Source organism: Janibacter sp. Y6 (genome assembly GCF_040900765.1).
Taxonomy (GTDB): Bacteria; Actinomycetota; Actinomycetes; order Actinomycetales; family Dermatophilaceae; genus Marihabitans; species Marihabitans melonis.
Window position 1 is genome coordinate 351047 of record NZ_JAKLYZ010000001.1, and the last position, 23215, is coordinate 374261.

The following is a 23215-nucleotide window of genomic DNA, read 5'->3' on the forward strand; positions in this document are numbered from 1 at the left end:
CGAGGTCACGGGTCCATCCGCTCGGCGGAGCGGGTCGCGAAGATCGCCGCCGCCTGGTCGGTGACCGGGGTCTGCGTGGCCAGCGCACGTCCGTCGACGGTCGCGATCGGCTGGACGTCGCGCATCGTGTTCGTGAGGAAGGCCTCGTCGCTCGTCTCCATCGCGTCCGCCGGCAGGGTCTCCTCCCGGACCTCGAGACCGGCCTCACGGCACCACTCGATCGTCACGGCGCGGGTGATGCCGGCCAGGCAGCCCGACTCGAGCGGCGGGGTGAGGACGACGCCGTCGCGGACGACGAAGACGTTCGACCCCGTGCCCTCGCACAGCTCGCCGCGGGTGTTGAGGAAGATCGCCTCGTCGGCGCCCTGGCTCTTCGCCCGGGCGAGCGCGATGACGTTCTCCGCGTACGACGTCGTCTTCAGCCCCGCGGTCGCCGCGCGCTCGTTGCGGGTCCACGGCACGGTCGCGACGTGGGCGTGGCTGGGCAGCGGCGAGGCGGGCACGAGACCCACGACGTAGGTGAGCGGGGTGTCCGAGCGGTCCGATCCGAGCGGCCCGACTCCCCCGGTCACCGTCCAGCGCAGCCGGCCCAGCGGCATGGGGCCGCCGGCGGCGAGCACCGCCTCGACCCCCTCGTCGAGGTGGTCGGCGTCGAAGCCCGTGAGCCCGAGGCCCTCGAGCGTGCGCTCGAGCCGGCGCAGGTGACGGGTGCGCCCGAAGACGACCCCGTCGACGACCTTGCACGTCTCGAAGCCCCCGTCACCGACGGTCAGACCGTGGTCGAGCGCGGTGAGAGATGCCTGCCCCCCGTCCACGAGCTCGCCGTTGACCCAGACCGTGACACCCATGCTCATACCCCAACTCTTCCAGATGACAGACCGACGAGCCTGCCCGCCTTGAGCTCGGTCTCGCGCCACTCCTGGCCCGGGTCCGACCCCCACGTGATGCCGGCGCCCGTGCCGAAGCGCAGGACGCGCCCGGCGGGCCCCTGCTCGGCGTAGAACGTGCGGATGCCCACCGCGAGTTCCCCCCGTCCCGCGTCGGCGTCGACCCACCCGATCGCGCCGCAGTACGGACCCCTGCGGACCGGCTCGAGCTCGCGGATCACCTGCAGCGCAGAGGACTTGGGCGCACCGCTCACCGACCCGGGCGGGAAGGTCGCCCCGACGAGCTCGGCCCACCCGACACCCGGTCGCAGCCGGGCCGTGACGTCGCTCGTGAGGTGGAGCAGACCCGGGTGCTCCTCGAGCGCGCACAGCGCCTCGACGTCGACCGTGCCGGGGACGGCGACGTGGCTGAGGTCGTTGCGCACGAGGTCGGTGATCATGACGTTCTCGGCGTGGTCCTTCGCCCCGAGGTCCGAGGGCACCCGCCCGGTCCCCTTGATCGGGCGGCTCACCACCCGATCGCCGTCGCGCAGCAGGTAGGCCTCGGGCGAGGCGCACACGACGTCGAGCCCGGCGGAGGGCACGTGGACCAGCCCGGCGAAGGGGGCGGGGTTGCCCTCCTCGAGCACCGCCGCCAGGGCGGGGAGGTGGGCCTGCGGCGCCAGGGGCGCCGTGAGGACCCGGCAGAGGTTGACCTGGTAGACCGTGCCGGCCGCGACGTGCTCGCGGACACGCTCGACCCCGGCGAGGTACTCCCCCTTCGACATCGAGGACGACCACCGACCGGGCGGGACCCACGGACCCGTGGCCGGGGCGTCGGAGGTCTGCTCCGCCCGGGCGAAGCGGACCGCCGTCACCTCGCCCTCGAAGGTCACGACGACCGCCCACTGGCCGCCGTCGTCGAGGTCGGCGAGGTCGGTGCTCACCGCCACGGGGTCGGTGAGCAGCCGGCGGCCGAAGCGGGCGTACTCCACCGCCGCAGCATAGGGGCGCCCCCGAGGCTGGACGGCGCACGCCGCTAAGCCCCACGACGGGGCCGACGTGTGGTGGGTTGTCCCCATGCCGGTCATCGGACACCACTGCAGCCACGAGCAGATCAGCCCCCGCCAGCTCCTCCTCGACGTCCAGCACGCCGAGCGGGCCGGCTTCACCGCCGCGATGTCGAGCGACCACCTCGCGCCGTGGAGCGCGCGGCAGGGCGAGTCGGGCTTCGCGTGGAGCTGGCTCGGCGCCGCCCTCGCGACGACGGACCTCCCCTTCGGCGTCGTCAACGCCCCCGGTCAGCGCTACCACCCGGCGATCCTCGCCCAGGCGATCGCGACCCTCGGCCAGATGTACCCGGGCCGCTTCTGGGCGGCGCTCGGCTCCGGCGAGGCGGCCAACGAGCACGTCACCGGGCAGGGCTGGCCGCGCAAGGAGATCCGCGACGAGCGGCTGCGCGAGTGCGTCGACGTCATCCGCCGGCTCCTGCGCGGAGAGGTCGTCAGCCACGACGGCCACGTCGTCGTCGACCGCGCGCAGCTGTGGACCCTCGCCGACCCCGTGCCCCGTCTCGTTGGGCCGGCCGTCACGCCGCAGACCGCCGCCCGCCACGCCGACTGGGCCGACGGCCTCATCACCGTCAACCAGCCGGTGGAGCGCCTGCGCGAGGTGCTCGCCGCCTACCGCGACGCCGGCGGCCGCGGCCCGGCCCGGCTGCAGGTGCACCTGTCGTGGGCGCCCACGCAGGAGCAGGCCGAGGCGATCGCCCACGACCAGTGGCGCAGCAACACCGTCGGGCCGCCGATCGCGTGGGACGTCGACAGCGTCGAGGGCTTCGACGCCATCGGCGAGCACGTCACCCGCGAGTCCGTCGCCGGGGCCGTGCGCATCTCGGCCGACCCGGGTCAGCACGTCGAGTGGCTGCAGGAGTACCTCGAGATCGGCTACGACGAGCTCTACCTCCACTTCGTTGGGCAGGACCAGCGCGAGTACCTCGACACCTTCGCCGAGCAGGTGCTCCCGCACCTGGGGCCGACCCGCCCCGAGACGACACCCGGCACGACCCAGCCCGACCCGAAGGGAGCCCGGTGAACCTCACCGACACCGCCGACCTGTGGTGGAAGCACGCCGTCCTCTACTGCGCCGACGTGCAGACCTTCGTCGACTCCGACGGCGACGGCTGCGGCGACCTCACCGGCATGGCCGAGCGTGTCGACTACCTCGCCGATCTCGGGATCACCTGCCTGTGGCTCATGCCCTTCTACCCGACGGCCGACCGGGACGACGGCTACGACATCACCGACTTCTACGGCGTGGACCCGCGGGCCGGCACACCCGGCCACATGGTCGAGCTCGTCCACCTCGCCCGCTCGCGCGGCATCCGGGTCATCGTCGACTTCGTCATGAACCACACGAGCGACCAGCACCCGTGGTTCAAGGAGTCGCGCAAGAGCACCGACAACCCCTACCGCGACTGGTACGTCTGGCGCTCCTCGACGCCCCCGGACACCTCCGACCAGGTGGTCTTCCCCGACCAGGAGGACTCGATCTGGGAGCTCGACGAGCGCACCGGCGAGTACTACCTGCACAACTTCTACAAGACCCAGCCCGACCTCAACATCGCCAACCCCGCCGTGCGCGACGAGATCGCCCGCACCATGGGCTACTGGCTCCAGATGGGCGTGAGCGGCTTCCGCGTCGACGCCGTGCCCTTCCTCTTCGCCGAGGACACCCTCCCCGAGTCCGAGCGGAAGTTCCCCACCTACGACCCGCACGAGTACCTGCGCAGCCTGCGCCGCTTCGTCTCGCGGCGCGGGGGCAACGTCATGCTGCTCGGCGAGGTCAACCTCCCCTACCCGGAGCAGAAGCTCTTCTTCGGGGGCACCGACGCCGACCAGCTGACGACGCAGTTCGACTTCGTCGGCATGCAGGCGACCTACCTCTCCCTCGCCCGTCACGACGCCCGCCCGCTGGCCAAGGCGCTGCGATCCCGCCCGCGGCTGTCCGACGAGAGCCAGTGGGCGAGCTTCATGCGCAACCACGACGAGCTCACCCTCGACAAGCTCACCGACGACGAGCGGCAGGAGGTCTTCGACGCCTTCGGCCCCGAGCCGCAGATGCAGCTCTTCGACCGCGGGCTGCGCCGCCGGCTGCCGACGATGCTCGGCGGCGACATGCGCCGCATCCGGATGGCGTACTCGCTGATGTTCTCGCTCCCGGGCACCCCGGTGCTCTTCTACGGCGAGGAGATCGGCATGGGCGAGAACCTCGACATCCCCGGCCGGCTGGCCGTGCGCAGCCCGATGCAGTGGGACCCCTCGGGCGGCTTCAGCCAGGCGCCCGAGCGTCAGCAGGTCCGCCCGATGACCTCGGGCCCGTGGGGGCCGGAACGGATCAACGTCGCCGACCAGCGCGGCGACGTCGACTCGCTGTGGCGCTTCGTCTCCCGGCTCATCCAGCGCTACCGCCAGAGCCCGGAGATCGGCTGGTCGCAGGTCGAGGTGCTGCGCGGCACGCCGCACTCGGTCCTCGCGCACGTGTGCCGCAAGGACGAGTGGCGGATGGTCGCCCTGCACAACTTCTCCGGCGAGCCGGTCGAGATCTCGGTCACCGTGCCCGACCTGCCGGACGAGTGCTCCTTCGTCGACCTGCTCACGCCGGGCGCGCCCCGTCGCATCGAGCCTGGGCCGAAGGGGGTCCTCGAGACGACGATCGACGGCTACGGCTTCCTCTGGCTGCGGATCTGCTCCGCGCAGGACACCCGGGTGGCGTGATGGCGACGGGGGACGACGAGCGGACGGACGGCGAGCGGACCGACGACGGGCGGGACGTCGCCCCGGGCGACGGGCGGGACGAGACGGCGACCGAACGCTTCGACCGCAACTGGGAGGAGCTCCTCCAGGAGCTGCGGGTCGTCCAGACCGGCGTGCAGATCCTCGCCGGCTTCCTGCTCACCCTGCCCTTCCAGGCCCGTTTCACGGTGCTCGAGCCGCACCACCGGGTGATCTACCTCGTCGCCTTCTGCCTCGCGCTCCTCGCGACGGCGCTGCTCGCCGCACCGGTGAGCGCGCACCGGCTGCTCTTCCGCCGGCACGCGAAGCGCGAGCTCGTCGCCTTCGGCAACCGGTGCGCCCAGGGCGGCATGGTCTCGCTCGCCCTCAGCCTGCTCGCCGTGCTCTACCTCATCGTCGAGGTGCTGCTCGGCACTCCGGCCGCGGTCACCGCGATCGTCGTCGGTGCCGCCGTCTTCCTCGCCCTGTGGGTCATGCTGCCCATGCGGATGGGGCGGGCCGCCGGTCATGCCGGCAGCCCGCCCCCTTCGCGGTCCTCGTCCTGATCGCTCAGGTGTAGAAGGGTCGGTCCTCGTGGGCCGGGTCGGTGACGTTGGGGTGGACGCGCTCGACCTCGTCGGCCGGCGCGTCGTAGACGCCGAGGACGGCGCCGTCGTCGGTCTCGATGACCAGCCGCGAGCGGATGCCGCGCTGGATCGCCTCGGCGACCGAGCGGGCGACGACCGTGGGCTGGTCCCCGGCACCGGTCGCGGCCATCGCCTCGTGGACGCGCTCGGTGAGCTCGTCCTGGGTGAGCCCGCCGGCCTCGCCGACGACGCGGAGCAGGGCCGCGGCCTGGGCCCGGACCGCCTCGGTGCCGTCCTCGCCGGCGATGGTGTTGATGACGACCCGCTCGCCGGACTTCGAGACGTGCGGGTGCACCTCGGTGTCGTGCTCGGGGCCGTGGGTGGGGGCGACCTCGACGGTCTCGCCGTCGCGGGTCCCGCGCTCGTCGTGCGCCGCGAGCTCCTCGCGGCGTGGGTCCTGCGTCATCGCTTCACTCCCTTGTCGACGGTGTCAGGCCAGGCTATCCGCGCAGGTGCACGGATCGGCTCCGCGGAGCCCGGCTGTCCAGGGTGGCCTCACCACGCGGGGTCGAGCTGGTCCCCGAGGACGAGGGCGGTGAGCTCGCGGCGGCTGTGCACCCCCGCCTTGGCGAAGATCGCCTTGAGGTGGTCCTGCACCGTGTGGCTGCTCATGTGCAGCTGCTCGGCCACCGACCGCGTGTCCGCGCCCCGCACGACGAGCACGAGGACGTCGCGCTCGCGCGGGGTCATGCCCAGGGCGTCGACGACGAGCGGGAGCAGCTCGCGGGGGCGCGACTCCGTGATCGTCACGCCGACGAGGTCCCCGTCGGGCGAGCCCAGCGGCGTCGCGTGCACCGTGCACCACCGTCCGTCGGCCAGGCGCACCCTCGTCGTCGGGTGGTGCGCCCCCTTCGTCGCCCGGGTCGCCGCGGCCGCCGCGGCGAGCGACGCGAGCAGCCCCTCGCTCGCCTCGGCCCCGTCGCCGTGGTGGAGCGAGACGAGCTGCTCGACGCCCCCGGGCGAGGACAGGACCACCTCCCCCCGCGCGTCGAGGACGACCATCGTGGGGGTGGAGTCGTCGGTCACCGTGCGCCGACCGGCCCACATCCCGAGGACCCCACGGCGCACCGCGCGGGCGAAGGAGGGGCACAGGGCCTCGACGAGCGCGACCTCCCACGGCTCGAAGTGCCCGCGGAGCCGGTAGAGGAAGACGGCCCCCCACGACCGGTGCCCGTCGGTGGCGAGCGCGCGCAGCTCGTCGGCGCAGCCGAGGACGGGGCTCATGAGGTCGCGCATGCGAGGTGAGCGGGAGAGGTCTCCCCCGGTGACGTCGTGCACGCCGAGCGCGGCGCAGCCGGAGCGCGCCATGGCGAGCACCGAGGTGGGGTCGTCCTGGCCGTACTCGAGACGCGCCCACTCGCGGTCGTGCGCCGACCAGGCCACCGCGCAGCCCTCGCGCAGGCAGACCCCCGTGGGCATGAGCGACGCCGGGTCGAGGGTGCCGAGAGACCAGCCGTCGTGCGGCACCGCGCGCTGCAGCGACTGCATCGCCTCGTGCGCGAAGGTCTCGAGGTCGACCTGGGCCCGCGCGAGGACGGCGACATCTGCCACCACGCGGTCGCGCACCAGATCTCTGTCCATCGACGACCACCTCCCGAACGGCGTCACCGGACCCCCAGCATTGTGGGGCAGGTCACCCTCCGCCGGGGCGGAATCGGACAAAGCCGCGGCTCGGGGATGGGCAGGCCCCGGGGGCCTGCACGACCCTTCATGGGATCCGAGCACCGTCGCGAGGCGAGCCCGCCGGGGAGGGCGGGCGCGTGGTCGGACCCCACGTCACGAGGAGCAGCCCATGTCATCGAGCCGTCTGAGAGCCCGTCACCAGCACCCGGGTCGCCGTCGAGGACTCCGACCCGTCCTCGCCGCCGCCGCGGCAGCCGTCCTGGGTCTGAGCCTCGCGCCGCCGACGTCCGCAGCACGACCCCCCGGGGACCCCCAGGGGCACCCGCGCTGGGTCTCGACGATCGACGACAGCGTCCTCGCACCCTTCCAGCTCGCCGTCGAGGGGCGCGACGTCTACGCGACCGACGGCTTCCTCGGCACCCTGACGAAGTACTCCCGCTCGGGCACCAAGACCGTGCTCGCGCGGGTCGAGGGTGGCGAGATCGCCGGCGTCGACGTGGCGAAGGGGGGCCGCACGTGGGCGTACGCCAGCACCTCGTCCGACGGGCGCAGCACCCTGACGATCCAGTCGAAGGGACGGCCGGACGTCGTCGCCGACCTCGGCGCGTTCGAGCAGACCGTCAACCCGGACCAGGGGGTCACCTACGGCATCATCGCCGGCGGCAACCCCTGCGCCGAGGAGGTCTTCGGCGGGCTCACCGGCGGCCAGGCCACGTACACGGGCATCGTCGAGTCGCACCCCTACGCCGTCGCGGCCCTGCCCGACGGGTCCTGGGCCGTCGCCGACGCCGCGGGCAACTCCGTGCTGCGGGTCGACCGCCGAGGACGCATCTCGACGCTCGCCCTCGCGCCGCGCCGGCCGCTGCTCATCACGACGGAGATCGCCGCGTCGATCGGGCTGCCCGACTGCACCGTGGGCGTGACCTACGCCTTCGAGGGTGTCCCCACCGATGTCGAGGTGGGCCCGCGCGGTCGGCTCTACATGAGCTCGCTGCCCGGCGGCCCCGAGGACCCGAGCCTGGGTGCCCGTGGCGCCGTCTTCACGATCGGGCACCACGGCGCGGTGACGAAGGTCGCCTCCGGATTCCTCGGGGCGACGAACCTCGCGGTGCAGGGCGACACGCTCTACGTCGCCGAGCTCTTCGGCGGCCAGGTGACGGCCGTGCACGGCAGGCACCGCTGGGCCGCCTACCGGATGGAGCGGCCCCTGGCCGTCGAGGTGAGCGGGCGCACGATGTACCTCGGCCAGCTCGCGGACATCGACTTCGAGACGGGCACGCCCCGGGCCCCGGGGTCGATCGTCAAGGTGTCCCTGAGGCACCACCATCACCACCACTGATCGCGGTGGGGGGACGCCGGCGGCGCGAGCCCCGGTGGCATGACGAAGGGCCCCGACCTGGTGGTCGGGGCCCTTCGTCTGCGGTGGGCGATACTGGGTTTGAACCAGTGACCTCTTCCGTGTCAAGGAAGCGCGCTACCGCTGCGCCAATCGCCCGGGGTCTTGCTAGGTCCTGCGTCGAGGTGGAGACGGGATTTGAACCCGTGTAGACGGCTTTGCAGGCCGTTGCCTCGCCTCTCGGCCACTCCACCAATGGAGGCGGTGAACCTTCCGAGCGGATGACCGGCCTCGAACCGGCGACCTCAACCTTGGCAAGGTTGCGCTCTACCAACTGAGCTACATCCGCACTTCCGCTCCGGGCTTCCTTGCCCCTTGCGTGCGGTGTGACAGTAGCCCAGACGGACGGTGAACTCCAAACCGACTCCTGGGGCGGTCCTCGCACCCCCGTCGTCAGGCCTGCGCGATGGACCGGTCGGCCGCCGAGTGGGGCCACAGGGAGCGCACGGCGGCGTTGAGCGCGGCCCCGACGAGCACGGAGATCGCGATCGCGTAGAGGCCGACGATGAGGATGATCGGGGTGCTCAGCGGGCCGTAGATCGAGGTGCCGCCGAGGGAGCCGGCGACGAGGGTGCGCACGAGCCAGGCCGACAGGACCCACAGCACGAGGGTGAGGGCGGCGCCGGGCAGGTCGCGGCGCCAGGGGTCGCGCTGCGGGGTCGAGAGGTGGAAGAGGGTCGTGACACCGGCGAGCACGAGGACGGACACGACCGGCCAGTAGAGGGCCACGAGCCAGTCCGCGGGGTCGGGCAGCAGGGAGCCGATCGCGCTCGGCCCGACGAGGACGAGCGGCATCATGACGACGCCGAAGAGCAGCCCGAGGGTGTAGATCGACAGGCTCATCGCCCGCGTGCGCACGATCCCGCGGATGCCGGACTGCCCGTACATGATCGAGATGGTGTCGATGAAGACGTTGAGCACCCGCGAGCCCGACCACACCGACAGCAGGAAGCCGATGGAGATCAGCTCGCCGCGCCCGGCGCGGAAGACCTCGTCGACCGTCGGCAGCAGCAGGTCGTCGATGACCTGCGGGGTGAGGAAGCTGCCGGCATAGCTGGCGATCCGCTCGGTGAAGTCGTCGACACCGCTCTGCCCCACCGCGCTGCCGACGTAGCCGACCCCGCCGAAGAGCCCGAGGACGAGCGGCGGGAGGGACAGCAGCGCGAAGAAGCCGGCCTCCGCGGCCAGCCCGGTGACCCGGTAGCGCAGGCAGATGCGGACCGTCTCGCGCACGAGCCGGACGAGGGCGAGGGCGAAGGGGACGCTCTCGAGCCCGTCGCGCACCCTCACCCGTGTGCTCACGCTCTGCACCGTAGAGCCCGCACGGCCCGACCGGCGTGACCCACGCGGGAGGAGCGGCTCGTCGGGCTGGCCTCGTCCCTCGCACCTCGACCGGCGAAGGGACATCGGTGGTTGAGGTGCGAAGGCCGCCAGGCCCGTGCCTCGAGACCACCGGACCGGCCCCCTATCCTCGCGCCATGCCGACCCACGACGTGACGAACCAGCCGCCCCCCTTCGTCGGGGTCGACGTCTACGGCAGCGACCCGACCCTCATCGAGGCCGTCGAGCGCTGGGTCCCCGGGACCGGGCGGGCCGACGCCCACGCAGCCCTGCACGCGCTCGGCGAGCGGGCGGGCAGCGCGGAGGCGGCCGAGCTCGCGGATCGGGCCGAGCGCAACGCCCCCCGGCTGCGCACCCACGACCGCTGGGGGCACCGCGTCGACGAGGTCGACTACGACCCCGCCTGGCACGACCTCATGCGCGTCGCCGTCGGTGCCGGGCTCACCGCTGGCACCTGGGCGGCCGGACGGGGCGCGGGCGCTCACGTACGGCGGGCGGCCGGCTTCGTCACCTGGTCGCAGGTCGACGCCGGCCACATCTGCCCGGTGACGATGACCCACGCCGCCGTGCCCGCGCTGCGCCACTCCCCCGAGCTCGCGACGCGCTACGAGCCCGGTCTCGCGTCGCGCGAGTACGACCCGGGTCTGCGGGCGCCGGCGCTCAAGGCGGGGCTCGTCGCCGGCATGGGGATGACGGAGAAGCAGGGCGGCTCCGACGTGCGCGCCAACCGCACGCTCGCGACGCCGGCGCCGGACGGGCCGCTGCCCGGGCGCACCTACCGGCTCACCGGGCACAAGTGGTTCTGCTCGGCCCCGATGAGCGACCTCTTCCTCGTCCTCGCCCGCACCGACGGGCAGGACGCGCCGAGCTGCTTCGCCGTGCCGCGCGTCCTCGACGACGAGACGCGCAACCCCTTCGCCCTCCAGCGCCTCAAGGACAAGCTGGGCGACCGCTCGAACGCCTCCTCCGAGGTCGAGCTCGACGGCACGTGGGGCTCGCTCGTCGGCGAGGAGGGGCGAGGGGTGCGCACGATCATCGACATGGTCGCCGCGACCCGTCTCGACTGCGTCCTCGGGTCGGCCGCGACCACCCGCGCCGCCCTCGCCCGGGCCGTGCACCACGCCCGGCACCGTCGCGCCTTCGGCGCGCTGCTCGTCGACCAGCCGCTCATGCGCTCGGTGCTCACCGATCTCGCGCTCGAGTCGGAGGCGGCCACCCTGCTCGGCATGCGGCTGGCCCACGCGGTCGACACCGGCGAGGTCGAGCTGGCCCGCCTCGGCGTCGCCGTCGGCAAGTACTGGGTGTGCAAGCGCACGCCGACCCTCGTCGCCGAGGCGCTGGAGTGCCTCGGCGGGGCGGGCTACGTCGAGGAGAACGGACTGGCCCGTCTCTACCGCCAGGCCCCCCTCAACTCGATCTGGGAGGGCTCGGGCAACGTCAACGCGCTCGACGTCGTCCGGGCGATCAGCCGCGAGCCCGCGAGCCTCAAGGCCCTCCTCGAGGAGGCCGCCGTCGCGCGGGGCACCTCGTCGACGCTCGACCGGGCGCTCGACGCCGTCGAGACCGCCTGCGCCGCCGTCGCGCTCGACCCGCTCGCGGCCCAGGCCGGCGCCCGGCGCCTCGTCGAGGACCTCGCCCTGGTGCTCCAGGGCAGCCTCATGACGCGGTACGCGCCACCGGAGCTCGCCGAGGCCTTCGTCGAGTCACGCCTGGGCGGGGGAGCCCGTCTCGGGCTCGGGTCGATCGACCCCGGTCTCGCGTCGCTCGCGGCGCCCGTCGCGCTCGGACGCTGCTGACGGTGCGCGTCCCGCCTGGTCGCCGCTGACGCTCAGGTGTGCTCGAGGCGCTCCTGCTCGACCTCGACGTCGAAGTCGGCAGCCGGCCACCGCGGGTCCATCGCCTCGAGGTGCTCCTTGAGCAGCTGCATGACGGCCAGACGGGCGTACCACTTGCGGTCGGCGGGCACGACGTACCACGGCGCGCTCTCGGTGGAGGTGCGCTCGAGGACGCTCTGGTAGGCCTCCATGTACTCGTCCCAGTGCTCGCGCTCGTCGATGTCGCCGGGGTTGTACTTCCAGTGCTTGTCGGGGCGGGCGAGACGCTCGGCGAGGCGGGCGCGCTGCTCGTCCTTGCTGATGTGGAGCATCACCTTGATGACCGTCGTGCCGCTCTCGACGAGACCGCGCTCGAAGGTCGCGATCTGGCCGTACCGGCGCGACCACTGCGCGCGCGGCACGAGGTCGTGGACGCGCACGACGAGGACGTCCTCGTAGTGGCTGCGGTCGAAGACGCCGATCTCGCCGGGCCGCGGCAGCGCGCGCCGGATCCGCCACAGGAAGGGGTGACGCCGCTCCTCGTCGCTCGGCACCTTGAAGCTCGTGAGCGCGACGCCCTGCGGGTCCATGGCCCCGACGACGTGGCGCATGATGCCGCCCTTGCCCGAGGTGTCCATGCCCTGGATGACGAGCAGGACGCTGCGCTGACCGCCGCCCTTGGACTCGGCGTACAACCGCTCCTGCAGCTCGCTGACGACGTCCGCGAGCTCGGGCATGAGCTCGGCAGCCGCGGCCTTGTCGCCGTCGAAGCCCGGCGTGCCACGCGTGTCGATCTCGTCGACCCGTGTCGTCGGACCGGCGCGCAGCGCCTCGCCGAAGGTCTGGGGCACGGGTGCCCCCTTCGGCACCGTCGTCTGCACGGGCTCGTCGGCAGCTGACTTCTTCGGACCTGAGCCCGTGCGACCCGCCCCCTTCGGGCGCTTGCCCTTCGAGCGCTCGTCCTTCGCGCTCTTCGCCGACGTCCTCGTCTTCTTCGACCCCTTCGCCATCGGCCCATCATGCCCACCGGTCCGGGCCCGTGGGGCTGCGAGGATGCCGCCATGCGTGCCCTCATCGCTCCCCCGCACGTCGACCTGCCCGACGGGACCCTCGACGACGCCGCCGTCGACGCGCTCTACGCCCACGACGGCGAGCTGCTGCGCCTCAGCTTCGTCTCCACCCTCGACGGCGCCGCGACGGGCGGCGACGGGGTGTCGGGCTCGATCAACACCGAGGCCGACGGCCGTGGGTACCGGGCGATGGGCCGGGCGGCCGACGTCGTGCTCGTCGGTGCCGGCACGGCCCGGGCGGAGGAGTACGGGTCCCGCTCGACACCGCTCGTCGTCGTCAGCCGCCGCGGCGAGCTGCCCGAATCGGTCCGCGAGGGCGACGGCACCGTCGTCCTCGCCACGGTGGCGGCCTCGGGAGTGCCCGAGGGCGAGCACGTGTGGCACGTCGGGCAGGACGAGGTCGATCTCGTGGCCCTCGTGCAGCGGTGCCGCGCGGCCTTCGGCCCGCACGTCCTGTGCGAAGGGGGACCGAGCCTGGCCGGCGACCTCGTCGCCGCGGGCCTGGTCGACGAGCTCGGCCTGTCGTGGGCGCCCTCGCTCGTCGTCGGGTCGCCGGAGGACCACCCCCGGATCCTGCGCGGTCCCGCCGCCGAGGTCGCGCTCGAGCCGGTGCACCTCCTCGAGGAGGACGGCACCCTCGTCGGGCTGTGGCGCGTGCGCCGCTGACGCACCGCGGTCAGAGCACCGGGGCCGGTGCGGGCGCGGGGTGGGGCGCCGGTGCGAGCGCCGGACGACCTCAGCGCACGAAGTCGCCGACGACCCGGTCCCACCGGTGCGGGTCGACGTTCCACTCCTTGCAGTGCCGGGCGAGCGACCACGGCTCGAAGGTCACGAGGTCGGGCCGGGCGGCGGCGAGACGTTCGGAGGGCCCGACCGGCACGAACTCGTCGTCACGGGAGTGGATGAGCAGCAGCGGGTGGTGCAGCTCGTCGGCGCGGCGCACCCAGTCGGTGCGGGTGACGTCGACGGACTCGGTGAGCCCGACGAGACCGCGCGCCCAGCGCTGACCCATGAGGCTGCGTCCGAGGCTGCCGACCGCCCGGGGCACCGAGTGCAGCCGGGCGTGGTGGGCGAGGACGTCGGCCCAGTCGACGACCGGGCCGTCGAGCACGGCCCGGCTGACGAGCGGGGCGAGCTCGGAGCGGTCGAGCACCTGGAGCACGATCGCCCCGCCCATCGACCAGCCGACGAGGACGATCTCCTGGGCCCCTCGGGCGACGGCCAGGCGCATCGCGGCCTCGACGTCACGCCACTCCGACAGGCCGAGGTTGTAGCGCCCGTCGGGGCCCAGGGGGGCCTCGGTGTCGTTGCGATAGCTCGGCACGAGCACGTCGAGACCGGCGGCGTGCAGCGCGGGCACGGCCCGCAGGGTCTCGTAGCGCCGGGCACCGCGCCCGTGGACGAGGACCGCCCAGCGCGAGTGGTCGGCTCCCTCGCTGGGCACCACCCACGCCGGCATCGGCCCGACCTCGCCGTCGACGACGACGTCCTCGTGGTGCAGGCCCAGGTCCTCGCGGGGGTTGCGCGCGTAGTAGTAGCCGTTGACGCGCACCGGCCCGGGTCGGGCGGTGCCCCAGTCGACGCCGACCAGCCGCCGGCGCACCCGCTGGAGGCGATGGTCGTGCTCGAGGACCTCGCCCACCCGGACGTGGCCACCGTCGCCGTCGACCCACAGGCCGTACAGGCCCGGCACGGTCGTCTCCGGCGTGGCGTCGAGGGTGACCGAGTCGTGGTGGAGCACCCGGATCCGCGCGTCGTCGGGCCGGTAGGGGTCGGGCGTGAGCACGCGCCGGGCGAAGTAGGCCGCGGCGCCGAGCCACACCGAGCCGGCACCGGCCAGGGCGCCGCCCACGGCGGCACCGCCGTACGTCGCGGCGCGTCGGGTGGTCGTGCTGGGGCTCACGAGGCGATCCTCTCAGGTCATGATGGCCAGGTGAGGCAACCCATCGCGCTCCCCGTCGACCCCATGCTCGCCAAGGCCGCCGCCGCGGTGCCCGCCGCCGACGCGGTCGACGGGGGGTACGCCTACGAGCCGAAGTGGGACGGCTTCCGCTGCGTCGTCCTGCGCGACGGCGACGAGGTCGAGCTCGCGAGCCGCGGCAAGAAGCCGCTCACCCGCTACTTCCCCGAGGTCGTCGCGGCCTGCCTGGAGCACCTGCCCGAGCGGGTCGTCCTCGACGGTGAGATCGTCGTGCGCTCCGGCGAGCCGGGAGCCCAGCGGCTGCAGTGGGAGGCGCTCTCGCAGCGCATCCACCCCGCGGCGTCGCGCGTGACGAAGCTCTCGCAGGAGACCCCGGCCGAGGTCGTCGTCTTCGACCTCCTCGCCGTCGGCGACGAGGACCTCATGTCCTCCCCCTTCGCCGAGCGCCGTGCGCGCCTCGAGGAGCTCTTCGCGCAGGTCTCTCCCGAGGCGCCGATCCACCTGACCCGCGTCACCCGCGACCCGGACGAGGCGACGGACTGGTTCACCCGCTTCGAGGGGGCCGGGCTCGACGGCGTCGTCGCCAAGGCGCTCGCCTCGCCCTACTCCCCCGGCAAGCGCACGATGATCAAGGTCAAGCACAAGCGCACCGCCGAGGCCGTCGTCATCGGCTACCGCGTGCACAAGTCGGGGCAGGGCGTCGGCTCGCTCCTGCTCGGGCTGCACCACGAGGGGCAGCTCATCGGGGTCGGGGGGATCGCCGCCTTCACGACCGCGCGCCGCCTCGAGCTCGTCGACGAGCTCGAGCCCTACGTGCGCCGAGACGAGGAGGGCGAGGTCGTGCAGGCCGAGACCGACCGCTCGCGCTTCTCCTCGAGCAAGGACGTCTCGTACGTGCCGCTGCGCCCGGAGCTCGTCGTCGAGGTCGCCTTCGACCAGCTCGAGGGGTGGCGCTTCCGGCACGCCGTGCAGCTCGTGCGCTGGCGGCCCGACCGCGACCCGGAGTCGTGCACCCTCGACCAGATCGACCGCGCACCGGCCTACGACCTCGGCGAGGTGCTCCTCGACTAGCCCTCGACCCGGTTGCCGTCCTCGTCCCAGTGCGACGCCACCTTCTTGCTGGGCTGCACCCGCGGGGGCTCGCCGGGCATCTTGGGGTAGTCGGGCGGGAAATTCAGCTCGCCGCCGGGCAGCTCCTCCCACAGCCGCAGGAGCGGCTCCAGGGGGTGGGCCGTGCCGTCCATGTCGGCCCACGGGTCGCCGTCGGCGAGCCGCTCGGGGACGGACAGCAGGTGCAGGCCCGCGGGGTCGTCGACCTCGGCGAGCTGCTCCCACGTCAGCGGGGTGCTCACCGGCGCCCCGGGGCGGGCGCGCAGGCTCCACGCGCTCGCGATCGTGCGGTCGCGGTTGTTCTGGTTGAAGTCGACGAAGATCCGCTCCCCGCGCTCCTCCTTCCACCACGCCGTCGTCACCCCGTCGTCACGGCGCTCGAGCTCGCGCCCGAAGCCGATCGCCGCGTGGCGCAGATCCTCGAAGGAGTGCGTCGGCTCGACCCGGACGTAGACGTGGATGCCGCGGTTGCCGCTCGTCTTGGGGTAGCCGCGCATGCCGAGCTCCTCGAGCAGCTCGCGGGCCACGCCGGCGACGCGCCGCGCGTCGGCGAAGGTCGTGCCGGGCTGGGGGTCGAGGTCGATCCGCAGCTCGTCGGGGTGGTCGACGTCGGGTCGGCGCACCGGCCACGGGTGGAGCGTCAGCGCACCCATCTGCGCGGCCCACACGACCGAGGCGGGCTCGGTGGGGCACAGCTCGGCCGCGGTCCGTCCGCTGGGGAAGGTGATCTCGACGGTCTCGACGTAGTCGGGCGCGCCTCGCGGCAACCGCTTCTGGTAGAAGCCGTCGGCGCCCTTGTCCTGGGGGCCGACGGCCAGGCGCATGCCCTCGCGCCACCCGTCGGGCCAGCGCTCCATCGCCGTCGGTCGCTCGCCGACCGCGCGCATCATCGCCTCGCCGACGTCTGCGAAGTACTGGCACACCTCGAGCTTGGTGATCGGCGGCGTGCGCTCGGTCGCCTCGTAGATCACCCGGTCCGGGCTGGAGACGCGGACCTCGCGCTCACCGGCGGTGACGCTGCCCGCGGGGGTCTTGGCCATGCGCTCACGGTAGTGGCGAGAGGGGACAGCGCGGTCCCCCTTCGCCCCCTGACGAAGTCCTGACCTGGTCTTGGCCAGAGGTTTACCCCGGACGCGGCGTGGCGTCACCCAGGGGTGCCTACCGTCTCTCTCGCCCCCTCTCTCCAGCTCAGGAGCAACCCCCGTGCCCACTCGTCACACCTCGCCCCGACGCCGGCGCGCGCTCGCGGCGCTCACCGCCGTCCCGCTCGTCACCGCCGCCCTCGCCGTCACCGCGCCGAGCGCCACCGCCGTCTCCACGACGGTCGTCATCTCCGAGGCCTACGGCGGCGGCGGCAACTCCGGCGCCCCCTTCCGCAGCGACTTCGTCGAGCTCGCCAACCGCTCCGGCGCGGCCGTCGACCTCAGCGGCTGGAGCCTGGCCTACTACTCCGCGAGCGGCACGACCGCGCAGACGACGCCGCTGAGCGGCAGCATCGCCGCGGGTGGTCGCTACCTCGTCAAGCAGGCCGACGGCGCGAGCACGACCGCCCCCGCGCTGCCCACCCCCGACGCGACCGGCACGGTCCCGATGTCCTCGAGCGGCGCCCGGGTCGTCCTGCGCGACGCGAGCGGGGGCGAGGTCGACCTCCTCGGCTGGGGCTCGGCGACGACCTTCGAGGGCGCGCCGGCCGGGGCGACGAGCAACACGACGTCCGTCGCGCGCCGGGACATCTGCAGCGACACGGATAACAACGCAGGCGACTTCGTCGTCGGGGCACCGACGCCGCAGTCCTCGACGACCCCGGTGACGACGTGCGAAGGGGGCGAGGAGCCGCCGGTCGACGAGCCCGAGACCATCGCGCAGATCCAGGGCGCGGCTCACCTCTCCCCGCTCGACGGGCAGCGGGTCAACGGCGTCGAAGGGGTCGTGATTGCGGTCAGCCGCAACGGCTTCTGGATGCAGTCGACCACCCCGGACGACGACCCCGCGACGTCCGAGGCGATCCTCGTGTACACCCGCACGGCGCCGACCGCGACGGTCGGCGACACCGTGAGCGTCGACGGCGCCGTCGACGAGTTCCGTCCCGGTGGGTCCAGCGGGTGGGACAACCTCACGACGACGCAGGTCGTCGGCCCGCGGGTGACCGTGACCGGCACGGCGCCCGTCCCGGCCCCGGTCGCCCTCGGCGAGGACCGCACCGCCCCGCAGCAGAGCGTCGACGCGGCAGACCCGAAGAACGTCGAGTACGACGGGGCCGAGTTCCGGCCCGAGCGCGACGCCATCGACTTCTACGAGTCGCTCGAGGGCATGCGCCTCGGGGTGCGCGACGCGACCGCCGTCGGCCCGACGAACTCCTTCGGCGAGCTCCCCGTCGTGCCCGGCAGCGGCGTGCAGGCCACCCGCACCGCCTGGGGCGGCGTCGTCTACTCCGGCTACGACCGGCCCAACACGATGCGCGTCATCCTCGACGACTACCTCACCGGCGCCCTCCCGGCGGCCGACCAGGGCGACACCCTGCCGGGGCTCGTCACCGGCGTCCTCGACTACGACTTCGGCAACTTCAAGCTCCACGTCCAGGAGCAGCCGACGGTCGTCGACGGCCCGGCGGAGCGCGAGGTCGCGCCCGTCCAGCGTGACCGCGAGCTGAGCGTCGCGTCCTTCAACGTCGAGAACCTCGCGCCGACGAACCCGCAGGAGAAGTTCGACCGGCTCGCGGCGCAGGTCGTGACGAACCTGCGCTCCCCCGACGTCATCGCCGTCGAGGAGGTCCAGGACGACAACGGCGCCGTCGACGACGGCACCGTCGACTCGACCGCGACGACCGACAAGCTCGCGGCGGCGATCCTCGCCCAGGGCGGACCGCAGTACACGGCGCACTGGGTCAACCCGAAGGACAAGGCCGACGGCGGCCAGCCCGGCGGCAACATCCGCAACGTCCTGCTCGTGCGGGCCGACCGCGACGTCGACGTCATCACCCGCGACGCGGGCGACCCCGAGCACGAGGCACTCGTCGAGACGCGGCGCAAGGGCAAGCGGACCGAGCCCTACCTCACGACCTCACCCGGTCGCGTCGACCCGACGAACCCCGCCTTCGAGAGCTCGCGCAAGCCGCTCGTCACCGAGCTGCGCTACCGCGGCGAGAGCGTCTTCGTCGTCGCCGTGCACCTGAGCAGCAAGGGCGGCGACGACCCGCTCTTCGGGCGCTGGCAGCAGCCGGTGCGCTCCAGCGAGGACGACAGGCACGCCCAGGCGCGCGCGGTGCGCTCCTTCGTCGACGACCTGCTCGAGGCCGACAGCCAGGCCAAGGTCGTCGTCGCCGGCGACGTCAACGACTTCGAGTTCTCGACGACCGCCGACATCCTCGTCGACACCCTCGAGGGCAGCGGCTCGACGGCGCTGACCGACCTGCCGCGCACCCTGCCCGCCGGTGAGCGCTGGACCTACGTCTTCGACGGCAACAGCCAGGTCCTCGACCACATCCTGCTCAGCCCCTCGCTGGTGACGCGGGAGAAGGTCAACGGCCCGTGGCGGCCGGGCAAGCACAAGCACGGCGAGCCGGTCTTCCGCTACGACATCGTCCACACGAATTCCGCCTTCTCCGACCAGGACAGCGACCACGACCCGCAGGTCGTGCACCTGGACCTCAAGAAGTAGGGCTCTGCCCCCTTCGCACCGACGCCCTCACGCCCCGGGAACATCTGGGGCGTGAGGGCGTTGGCATGATGTGATCCACCCCCGACCCGCGAAGGAGACCATCGTGGAGCCCACCGGCCGGCAGTACTCCGTGTCCAAGGACGACGCCCAGTGGCGGTCCGAGCTCAGCGCCGACGAGTACTCGGTGCTGCGTCAGGCCGGCACGGAGCGTCCCTTCACCGGCGAGTACACCGACACGACGACCGAAGGGGTGTACGCCTGCCGCGCGTGCGGCGCGGAGCTCTTCACCTCGACGGAGAAGTTCGAGAGCCACTGCGGCTGGCCGTCCTTCTTCGCCCCGCTCGCGCAGGACCGCGTCGAGTACATCCAGGACGACTCGCTCCCGGGCCGCCCCCGCGTCGAGGTCCGCTGCGGCAGCTGCGGCAGCCACCTCGGGCACGTCTTCGAGGGCGAGGGCTACGAGACCCCCACCGACCAGCGGTACTGCATCAACTCGATCGCCATGACCCTGCGCCCCGCCCAGGGCTGACCCCCCTTCGCCCCACCCGTCACCCGTTTCTCGGGTGACCCGATAAACCCCGGCTTGGCACCAGTAAGAAACTCGTGCGAAGCCGGGGTTTGTCATGCTCAGCGGGTCACGCGGCGACGGCGAGGGCTGCCGTGACGGCGGCGATGATGCGATCGGTGTGGAAGAGGTCGGCCCAGGTCAGCCGCACGACGACGTAGCCGAGGGCGCGGAGCCGGTCCTCACGCTTCTTCTCACGGAAGAGGGCGTCCGTCCCGCCATCGGTGTACTTGACCTTGCCGTCGAACTCCAGCAGCACCCGGGTGCCCTTGATGCGCAGGTCGACCCGCCCGACGAAGACCCCGTCCTGGTCGGCGATGTCCACCTGCGACTCCACCTCGAGCCCCGCACCACGAAGGGCGACCCGGGTCACGCTCTCGCCGAGGGACTCGGCCGCGGCGTCGGCCCACGCGAGCGCGCACGTGAGTCGGGACGAGCGCGGGGTGCCGGCCATGGCCTCTCGGACGGCCTCGAGCTCGTGCATCGAGACCTTCCGCTCGTGGAGGGCGGCGTCGATCGACGCGACGCCGGCGGGGATCCCGTGGTCGACGGCCGTCTGGGCGAGCGCGTCGGGCAGGGGCACCGCCGGACCCCAGGGCGTGGCGACCGGCTCCTGGCGAAGGGGGCGGATGCGCAGCTGCTCGGTGAAGGCCTCGCGGGCGATGGGCCGGCAGATGTCGGTCCGGATCACCGCCACCTCGAAGGTCGGCACGCCATGAGCCTCGACGGCGGTGCCGCTCGCGAGGACGGCGTCCGGGTAGACCCGCAGGGCCGCCCGGGCGAGGAGGCGACGGTGCTCCCCCTTCGTCCACTCCCCGGGTCGGGTGTAGGCGCCCCGGCAGATCCTCACGATGACACCGCGGCGGCACCCGGCGGTGAGGACCTCGTCGCTCATGCCCGTCCGCAGGGCGTCCTGGCGGGTGAAGATGCCGTCCGGCATCGCGAGCAGGCTGCTGAAGATGTCTGGGGTGACGAGATGCATGCGTCACGGTCGCGCTCTGTGCCCTGTCGGCGCCGTGGTCGACCCCGGGCTGTGGACGAGGTTCCCGAGCGGTCGGTGCCTGGGGACAACCACGTCGAGGGCACTGAGCAAGACAAACCCCGGCTCGGCAGGAGTTCGGGACTCGTGCTGAGCCGGGGTTTATCGGGTGACCCGAGAAACTTGGGGCAGGTGGGGCGTCAGCGCAGACGCTCGACGAAGTCGGCCATCTCGACCCTCGGGCCGGTGTAAAAGGGGATCTCCTCGCGGACGTGGAGGCGGGCCTTGGAGGCGCGCAGCTCGCGCATGAGGTCGACGATCCGGTGCAGCTCGTCGGCCTCGAAGGCCAGCACCCACTCGTAGTCGCCGAGGGCGAAGGAGCTGATGGTGTTCGCGCGCACGTCCGGGTAGTCGCGGGCCATGGCGCCGTGCTCGGCGAGCATCGAGCGGCGCTCGGTCTCGTCCATGACGTACCAGTCGTAGGAGCGCACGAAGGGGTAGACGCACAGGTAGGCGCGGGGGTCCTCGCCGGCCATGAAGGCCGGGATGTGGCTGCGGTTGAACTCCGCCTGGCGGTGCAGCGCGGCGACCGACCACACGGGCTCGAGGTGCTGGCCGAGCGAGGTGCGCAAGAAGCGGTGGTAGGCGCCCTGCAGCTGCTCGATGGTGTCGGCGTGCCACCAGATCATGAGGTCGGCGTCGGCGCGCAGACCGGCGACGTCGTACGTCCCGCGGATGCGCACCCCGTCCGCCTCGAGCTCGGCGAAGAGCTTGGCGACCTCGGCCGCCGCGCCCTCGCGGTCCTCGCCGAGCGGGCTCACCGCGGCGAAGACGGAGAACATCGCGTAGTGCACCGAGGAGTTGATCGCCTCGAGCTGCTCGCGCGACGGCTTGGACGGGGACGGACGGGTGCTCATGCGATCTCCTTGGTGTGGCTGAGCTGGTCGTGGGTGGTGTCTGCGGTGGCCCGGGCGTGGGCGATGACGGCGGCGATGCCGACCCCCTCGTAGGTCGCGCCGGTGACGGCGAGCCCGGGCACGTCGGCGAGCCCGGAGACGACGCGGGCGACACGGGCGCGGTGGCCGACCGTGTACTGCGGCAGCCCCCCGCCCCAGCGCTGCACGTGGCTGTCGGCGACCTGCGGCACGGGCCGACCCAGCGCGGTCGCGACGTCGGCGAGGGCACCGCGGACGAGCTCGGCGTCCTCGCGCTGCAGGCTCGTGACGTCGCCGGCGCGGCCGACGGAGGCCCGCAGCAGGAGCAGCCCGTGCTCGCGCGCCGCCTGCGCCGCCCACGCCCACTTCGTGCTGACGAAGGTGCTCGCCTTGATGAGCCGCCCGTCGACTGCGGGCACGAGGAAGCCCGACCCCGGCAGGTCGTCCCACCCGTCCCGACCTGCAGGCACGGCGATCGTCACGACGGCCATCGAGGCGGTCTCGACCTCGGCGAGCGCGTCGGCGGCGCCGGGGGCGACGTCGCGCAGGAGACGGGTCGCGGCGGGTGCGGGGGTCGCGACGACGACCGCGTCCGCGTCGATCGCCTCGGACGCGGTCGTCGGGCCGACGACGACGCGCCAGCCCTGCGCGGTGCGCTCGACGCCGCGGCTGATCGTGCCGAGACGGATCTGCCCGCCGTGCGCGCGCACCCGGTCCGCGAGCGCGAGCGGCAGCTGGTGGACTCCCCCGTCGACGCCGAGCAGGGCGGGTCCGCGCCGGCCGGTCGCCCCGCCTGCGCCCGAAGCGGGTGCCGCCGCGGGGTCGGCAGGAGGAACGAGCGCGCGGGCGCCGGCGGCGAGCGAGCCGTGCTCGCGCGCGGCCTGCCACAGCCCGCCCATCGTCGAGGGGAGCGAGAGCTCGTCGACCCGACCGGCGTAGACCCCGCCGAGGAGCGGCTCGACGAGCCGGTCGACGACGGCGCGGCCGTACTCGGCGGAGATGCCCGCGGCCACGGAGACGTCGGCGTCGGGCCCCTCGCCGAGGGCTGCTGCTCCCCCCTTCGCCGCCCGCTCCTGCTCCTGCTCGGTGAGGACGCCGCCGGTCGTCGCGGCGTCCGCAGGGACACCCATGTAGGTCCGGGTGGGCAGCGGCACGAGCCGGCCGCGGTCCCACAGCTGTGCGGGGACGGGCTCGGGGCGCACCTGGCGCTGCGCGAGGCCGACGCGCTCCAGCGCCGCCGTCGCGTCGTCGGTGATCCGCACGGACTCGGCGCCGACGTCGAGGCGCACCCCGGCGACCTCGGCCGGCGCCACGACGCCGCCCACGCGGTCGCGACCCTCGACGACGAGCACGTCGTGCCCGCGCGCGGCGAGCGACTCCGCGGTGGTCAGACCGGCGATCCCGGCCCCGATGACGACGACTCGAGCCATGCCCCCAACTCTGCCACCCGCGCGTGACCCGATCGTGACCGCCCCGGCCGGAACCCCCCGCCCCGCCGACCCCGTCCCATCCCCGACG

20 protein-coding genes and 3 tRNA genes are annotated in these 23215 nt (G+C 73.3%); 9 read left to right on the forward strand and 14 right to left on the reverse strand.

Annotated features, from left to right (window positions below; all coding sequences use genetic code 11):
* Positions 1–5 precede the first annotated feature (5 nt).
* Together L6241_RS01710 and L6241_RS01715 are read right to left on the reverse strand one after the other, a co-directional pair.
* On the reverse strand, positions 6–854 hold the full coding sequence (locus L6241_RS01710) for an aminotransferase class IV (RefSeq protein WP_123091864.1): 849 nt from the start codon (positions 852–854) through the stop codon (positions 6–8).
* Positions 851–1861 carry a chorismate-binding protein gene (locus L6241_RS01715; RefSeq protein WP_368244508.1) on the reverse strand — a complete coding sequence of 337 codons (1011 nt, stop codon included), beginning with the start codon at positions 1859–1861 and terminating at the stop codon, positions 851–853. Before L6241_RS01715 ends, L6241_RS01710 begins: the two co-directional genes overlap by 4 nt.
* A gap of 85 nt (positions 1862–1946) precedes the next feature.
* Here L6241_RS01715 and L6241_RS01720 point away from each other — a divergent pair, with 85 nt between their 5' ends.
* From L6241_RS01720 to L6241_RS01730, 3 genes are read left to right on the forward strand one after another with little or no spacing between them, the layout of a single operon-like run.
* Complete coding sequence (locus L6241_RS01720) at positions 1947–2960, forward strand: TIGR03885 family FMN-dependent LLM class oxidoreductase (RefSeq protein WP_368244509.1); 1014 nt, start codon at positions 1947–1949, stop codon at positions 2958–2960.
* On the forward strand, positions 2957–4642 hold the full coding sequence (locus L6241_RS01725; protein WP_368244510.1) for an alpha-amylase family protein: 1686 nt from the start codon (positions 2957–2959) through the stop codon (positions 4640–4642). The genes L6241_RS01720 and L6241_RS01725 overlap by 4 nt, the downstream gene beginning before the upstream one ends.
* Positions 4642–5205, forward strand: a complete 564-nt coding sequence (locus L6241_RS01730; protein ID WP_368244511.1) for a DUF6328 family protein — start codon at positions 4642–4644, stop codon at positions 5203–5205. The genes L6241_RS01725 and L6241_RS01730 overlap by 1 nt, the downstream gene beginning before the upstream one ends.
* Positions 5206–5209: 4 nt before the next feature.
* Here L6241_RS01730 and L6241_RS01735 read toward each other — a convergent pair whose 3' ends face one another.
* Both L6241_RS01735 and L6241_RS01740 read right to left on the reverse strand, forming a co-directional pair.
* A complete protein-coding gene (locus L6241_RS01735; protein WP_368244512.1) occupies positions 5210–5692 on the reverse strand; it encodes a hypothetical protein in 483 nt (160 codons plus the stop codon).
* A gap of 89 nt (positions 5693–5781) precedes the next feature.
* Positions 5782–6867: a LuxR C-terminal-related transcriptional regulator gene (locus L6241_RS01740; protein ID WP_368244513.1), complete on the reverse strand. Its 1086-nt coding sequence runs from the start codon at positions 6865–6867 to the stop codon at positions 5782–5784.
* Positions 6868–7078: 211 nt separating this feature from the next.
* Here L6241_RS01740 and L6241_RS01745 point away from each other — a divergent pair, with 211 nt between their 5' ends.
* On the forward strand, positions 7079–8248 hold the full coding sequence (locus L6241_RS01745) for a ScyD/ScyE family protein (RefSeq protein WP_368244514.1): 1170 nt from the start codon (positions 7079–7081) through the stop codon (positions 8246–8248).
* An 84-nt stretch (positions 8249–8332) separates the two neighbouring features.
* Here L6241_RS01745 and L6241_RS01750 read toward each other — a convergent pair.
* From L6241_RS01750 to L6241_RS01765, 4 genes are all read right to left on the reverse strand, one after another.
* Positions 8333–8404 (reverse strand) — tRNA-Val (locus L6241_RS01750).
* A 24-nt stretch (positions 8405–8428) separates the two neighbouring features.
* Positions 8429–8499, reverse strand: a tRNA-Cys gene (locus L6241_RS01755).
* A 22-nt stretch (positions 8500–8521) separates the two neighbouring features.
* A tRNA-Gly gene (locus L6241_RS01760) sits at positions 8522–8594 on the reverse strand.
* A 104-nt stretch (positions 8595–8698) separates the two neighbouring features.
* Positions 8699–9607, reverse strand: a complete 909-nt coding sequence (locus tag L6241_RS01765) for a YihY/virulence factor BrkB family protein (RefSeq protein WP_123091989.1) — start codon at positions 9605–9607, stop codon at positions 8699–8701.
* A gap of 176 nt (positions 9608–9783) precedes the next feature.
* Between L6241_RS01765 and L6241_RS01770 the strand changes: the two genes are divergently transcribed.
* Positions 9784–11442 (forward strand): acyl-CoA dehydrogenase family protein, encoded by a 1659-nt coding sequence (locus L6241_RS01770; protein WP_368244515.1) that lies wholly within the window; start codon positions 9784–9786, stop codon positions 11440–11442.
* A 32-nt stretch (positions 11443–11474) separates the two neighbouring features.
* Here the strand turns inward: L6241_RS01770 and L6241_RS01775 are convergent, their stop codons facing one another.
* Entirely contained in the window at positions 11475–12470 is a 996-nt protein-coding gene (locus tag L6241_RS01775; RefSeq protein WP_252974119.1) for a polyphosphate kinase 2 family protein, read from the reverse strand.
* Between the two features lie 51 nt (positions 12471–12521).
* Here L6241_RS01775 and L6241_RS01780 point away from each other — a divergent pair, with 51 nt between their 5' ends.
* A complete protein-coding gene (locus L6241_RS01780) occupies positions 12522–13196 on the forward strand; it encodes a dihydrofolate reductase family protein (protein ID WP_123091874.1) in 675 nt (224 codons plus the stop codon).
* Between the two features lie 70 nt (positions 13197–13266).
* On the opposite strand, the gene L6241_RS01785 is transcribed toward L6241_RS01780, so the two are convergent.
* Positions 13267–14433: a S9 family peptidase gene (locus L6241_RS01785; protein ID WP_191563813.1), complete on the reverse strand. Its 1167-nt coding sequence runs from the start codon at positions 14431–14433 to the stop codon at positions 13267–13269.
* 30 nt (positions 14434–14463) lie between these two features.
* On the opposite strand from L6241_RS01785, the gene L6241_RS01790 reads away from it, so the two are divergent.
* On the forward strand, positions 14464–15522 hold the full coding sequence (locus tag L6241_RS01790) for an ATP-dependent DNA ligase (RefSeq protein ID WP_368244516.1): 1059 nt from the start codon (positions 14464–14466) through the stop codon (positions 15520–15522).
* Here the strand turns inward: L6241_RS01790 and L6241_RS01795 are convergent.
* Positions 15519–16601, reverse strand: a complete 1083-nt coding sequence (locus tag L6241_RS01795) for a DNA polymerase domain-containing protein (protein WP_191563810.1) — start codon at positions 16599–16601, stop codon at positions 15519–15521. The two genes, L6241_RS01790 and L6241_RS01795, sit on opposite strands and share 4 nt — an antisense overlap.
* A 163-nt stretch (positions 16602–16764) precedes the next feature.
* Here L6241_RS01795 and L6241_RS01800 point away from each other — a divergent pair, with 163 nt between their 5' ends.
* Together L6241_RS01800 and msrB are read left to right on the forward strand one after the other, a co-directional pair.
* Positions 16765–19218: a lamin tail domain-containing protein gene (locus L6241_RS01800; RefSeq protein ID WP_368244517.1), complete on the forward strand. Its 2454-nt coding sequence runs from the start codon at positions 16765–16767 to the stop codon at positions 19216–19218.
* 100 nt (positions 19219–19318) lie between these two features.
* Positions 19319–19747, forward strand: a complete 429-nt coding sequence (gene msrB / locus L6241_RS01805) for a peptide-methionine (R)-S-oxide reductase MsrB (protein WP_123091990.1) — start codon at positions 19319–19321, stop codon at positions 19745–19747.
* A 106-nt stretch (positions 19748–19853) separates the two neighbouring features.
* Here the strand turns inward: msrB and L6241_RS01810 are convergent, their stop codons facing one another.
* The 3 genes from L6241_RS01810 to hemG all read right to left on the reverse strand — a co-directional run bounded on the left by L6241_RS01810 (position 19854) and on the right by hemG (position 23127).
* Positions 19854–20765, reverse strand: a complete 912-nt coding sequence (locus L6241_RS01810) for a type IV toxin-antitoxin system AbiEi family antitoxin domain-containing protein (protein WP_368244518.1) — start codon at positions 20763–20765, stop codon at positions 19854–19856.
* 197 nt (positions 20766–20962) lie between these two features.
* The gene (gene hemQ, locus L6241_RS01815) at positions 20963–21679 is read right to left on the reverse strand and encodes a hydrogen peroxide-dependent heme synthase (protein ID WP_368244519.1); all 717 of its coding nucleotides are present in this window, start codon (positions 21677–21679) and stop codon (positions 20963–20965) included.
* Entirely contained in the window at positions 21676–23127 is a 1452-nt protein-coding gene (hemG, locus tag L6241_RS01820) for a protoporphyrinogen oxidase (protein ID WP_368244520.1), read from the reverse strand. The genes hemQ and hemG overlap by 4 nt, the downstream gene beginning before the upstream one ends.
* Between the last annotated feature and the right edge of the window lie 88 nt (positions 23128–23215).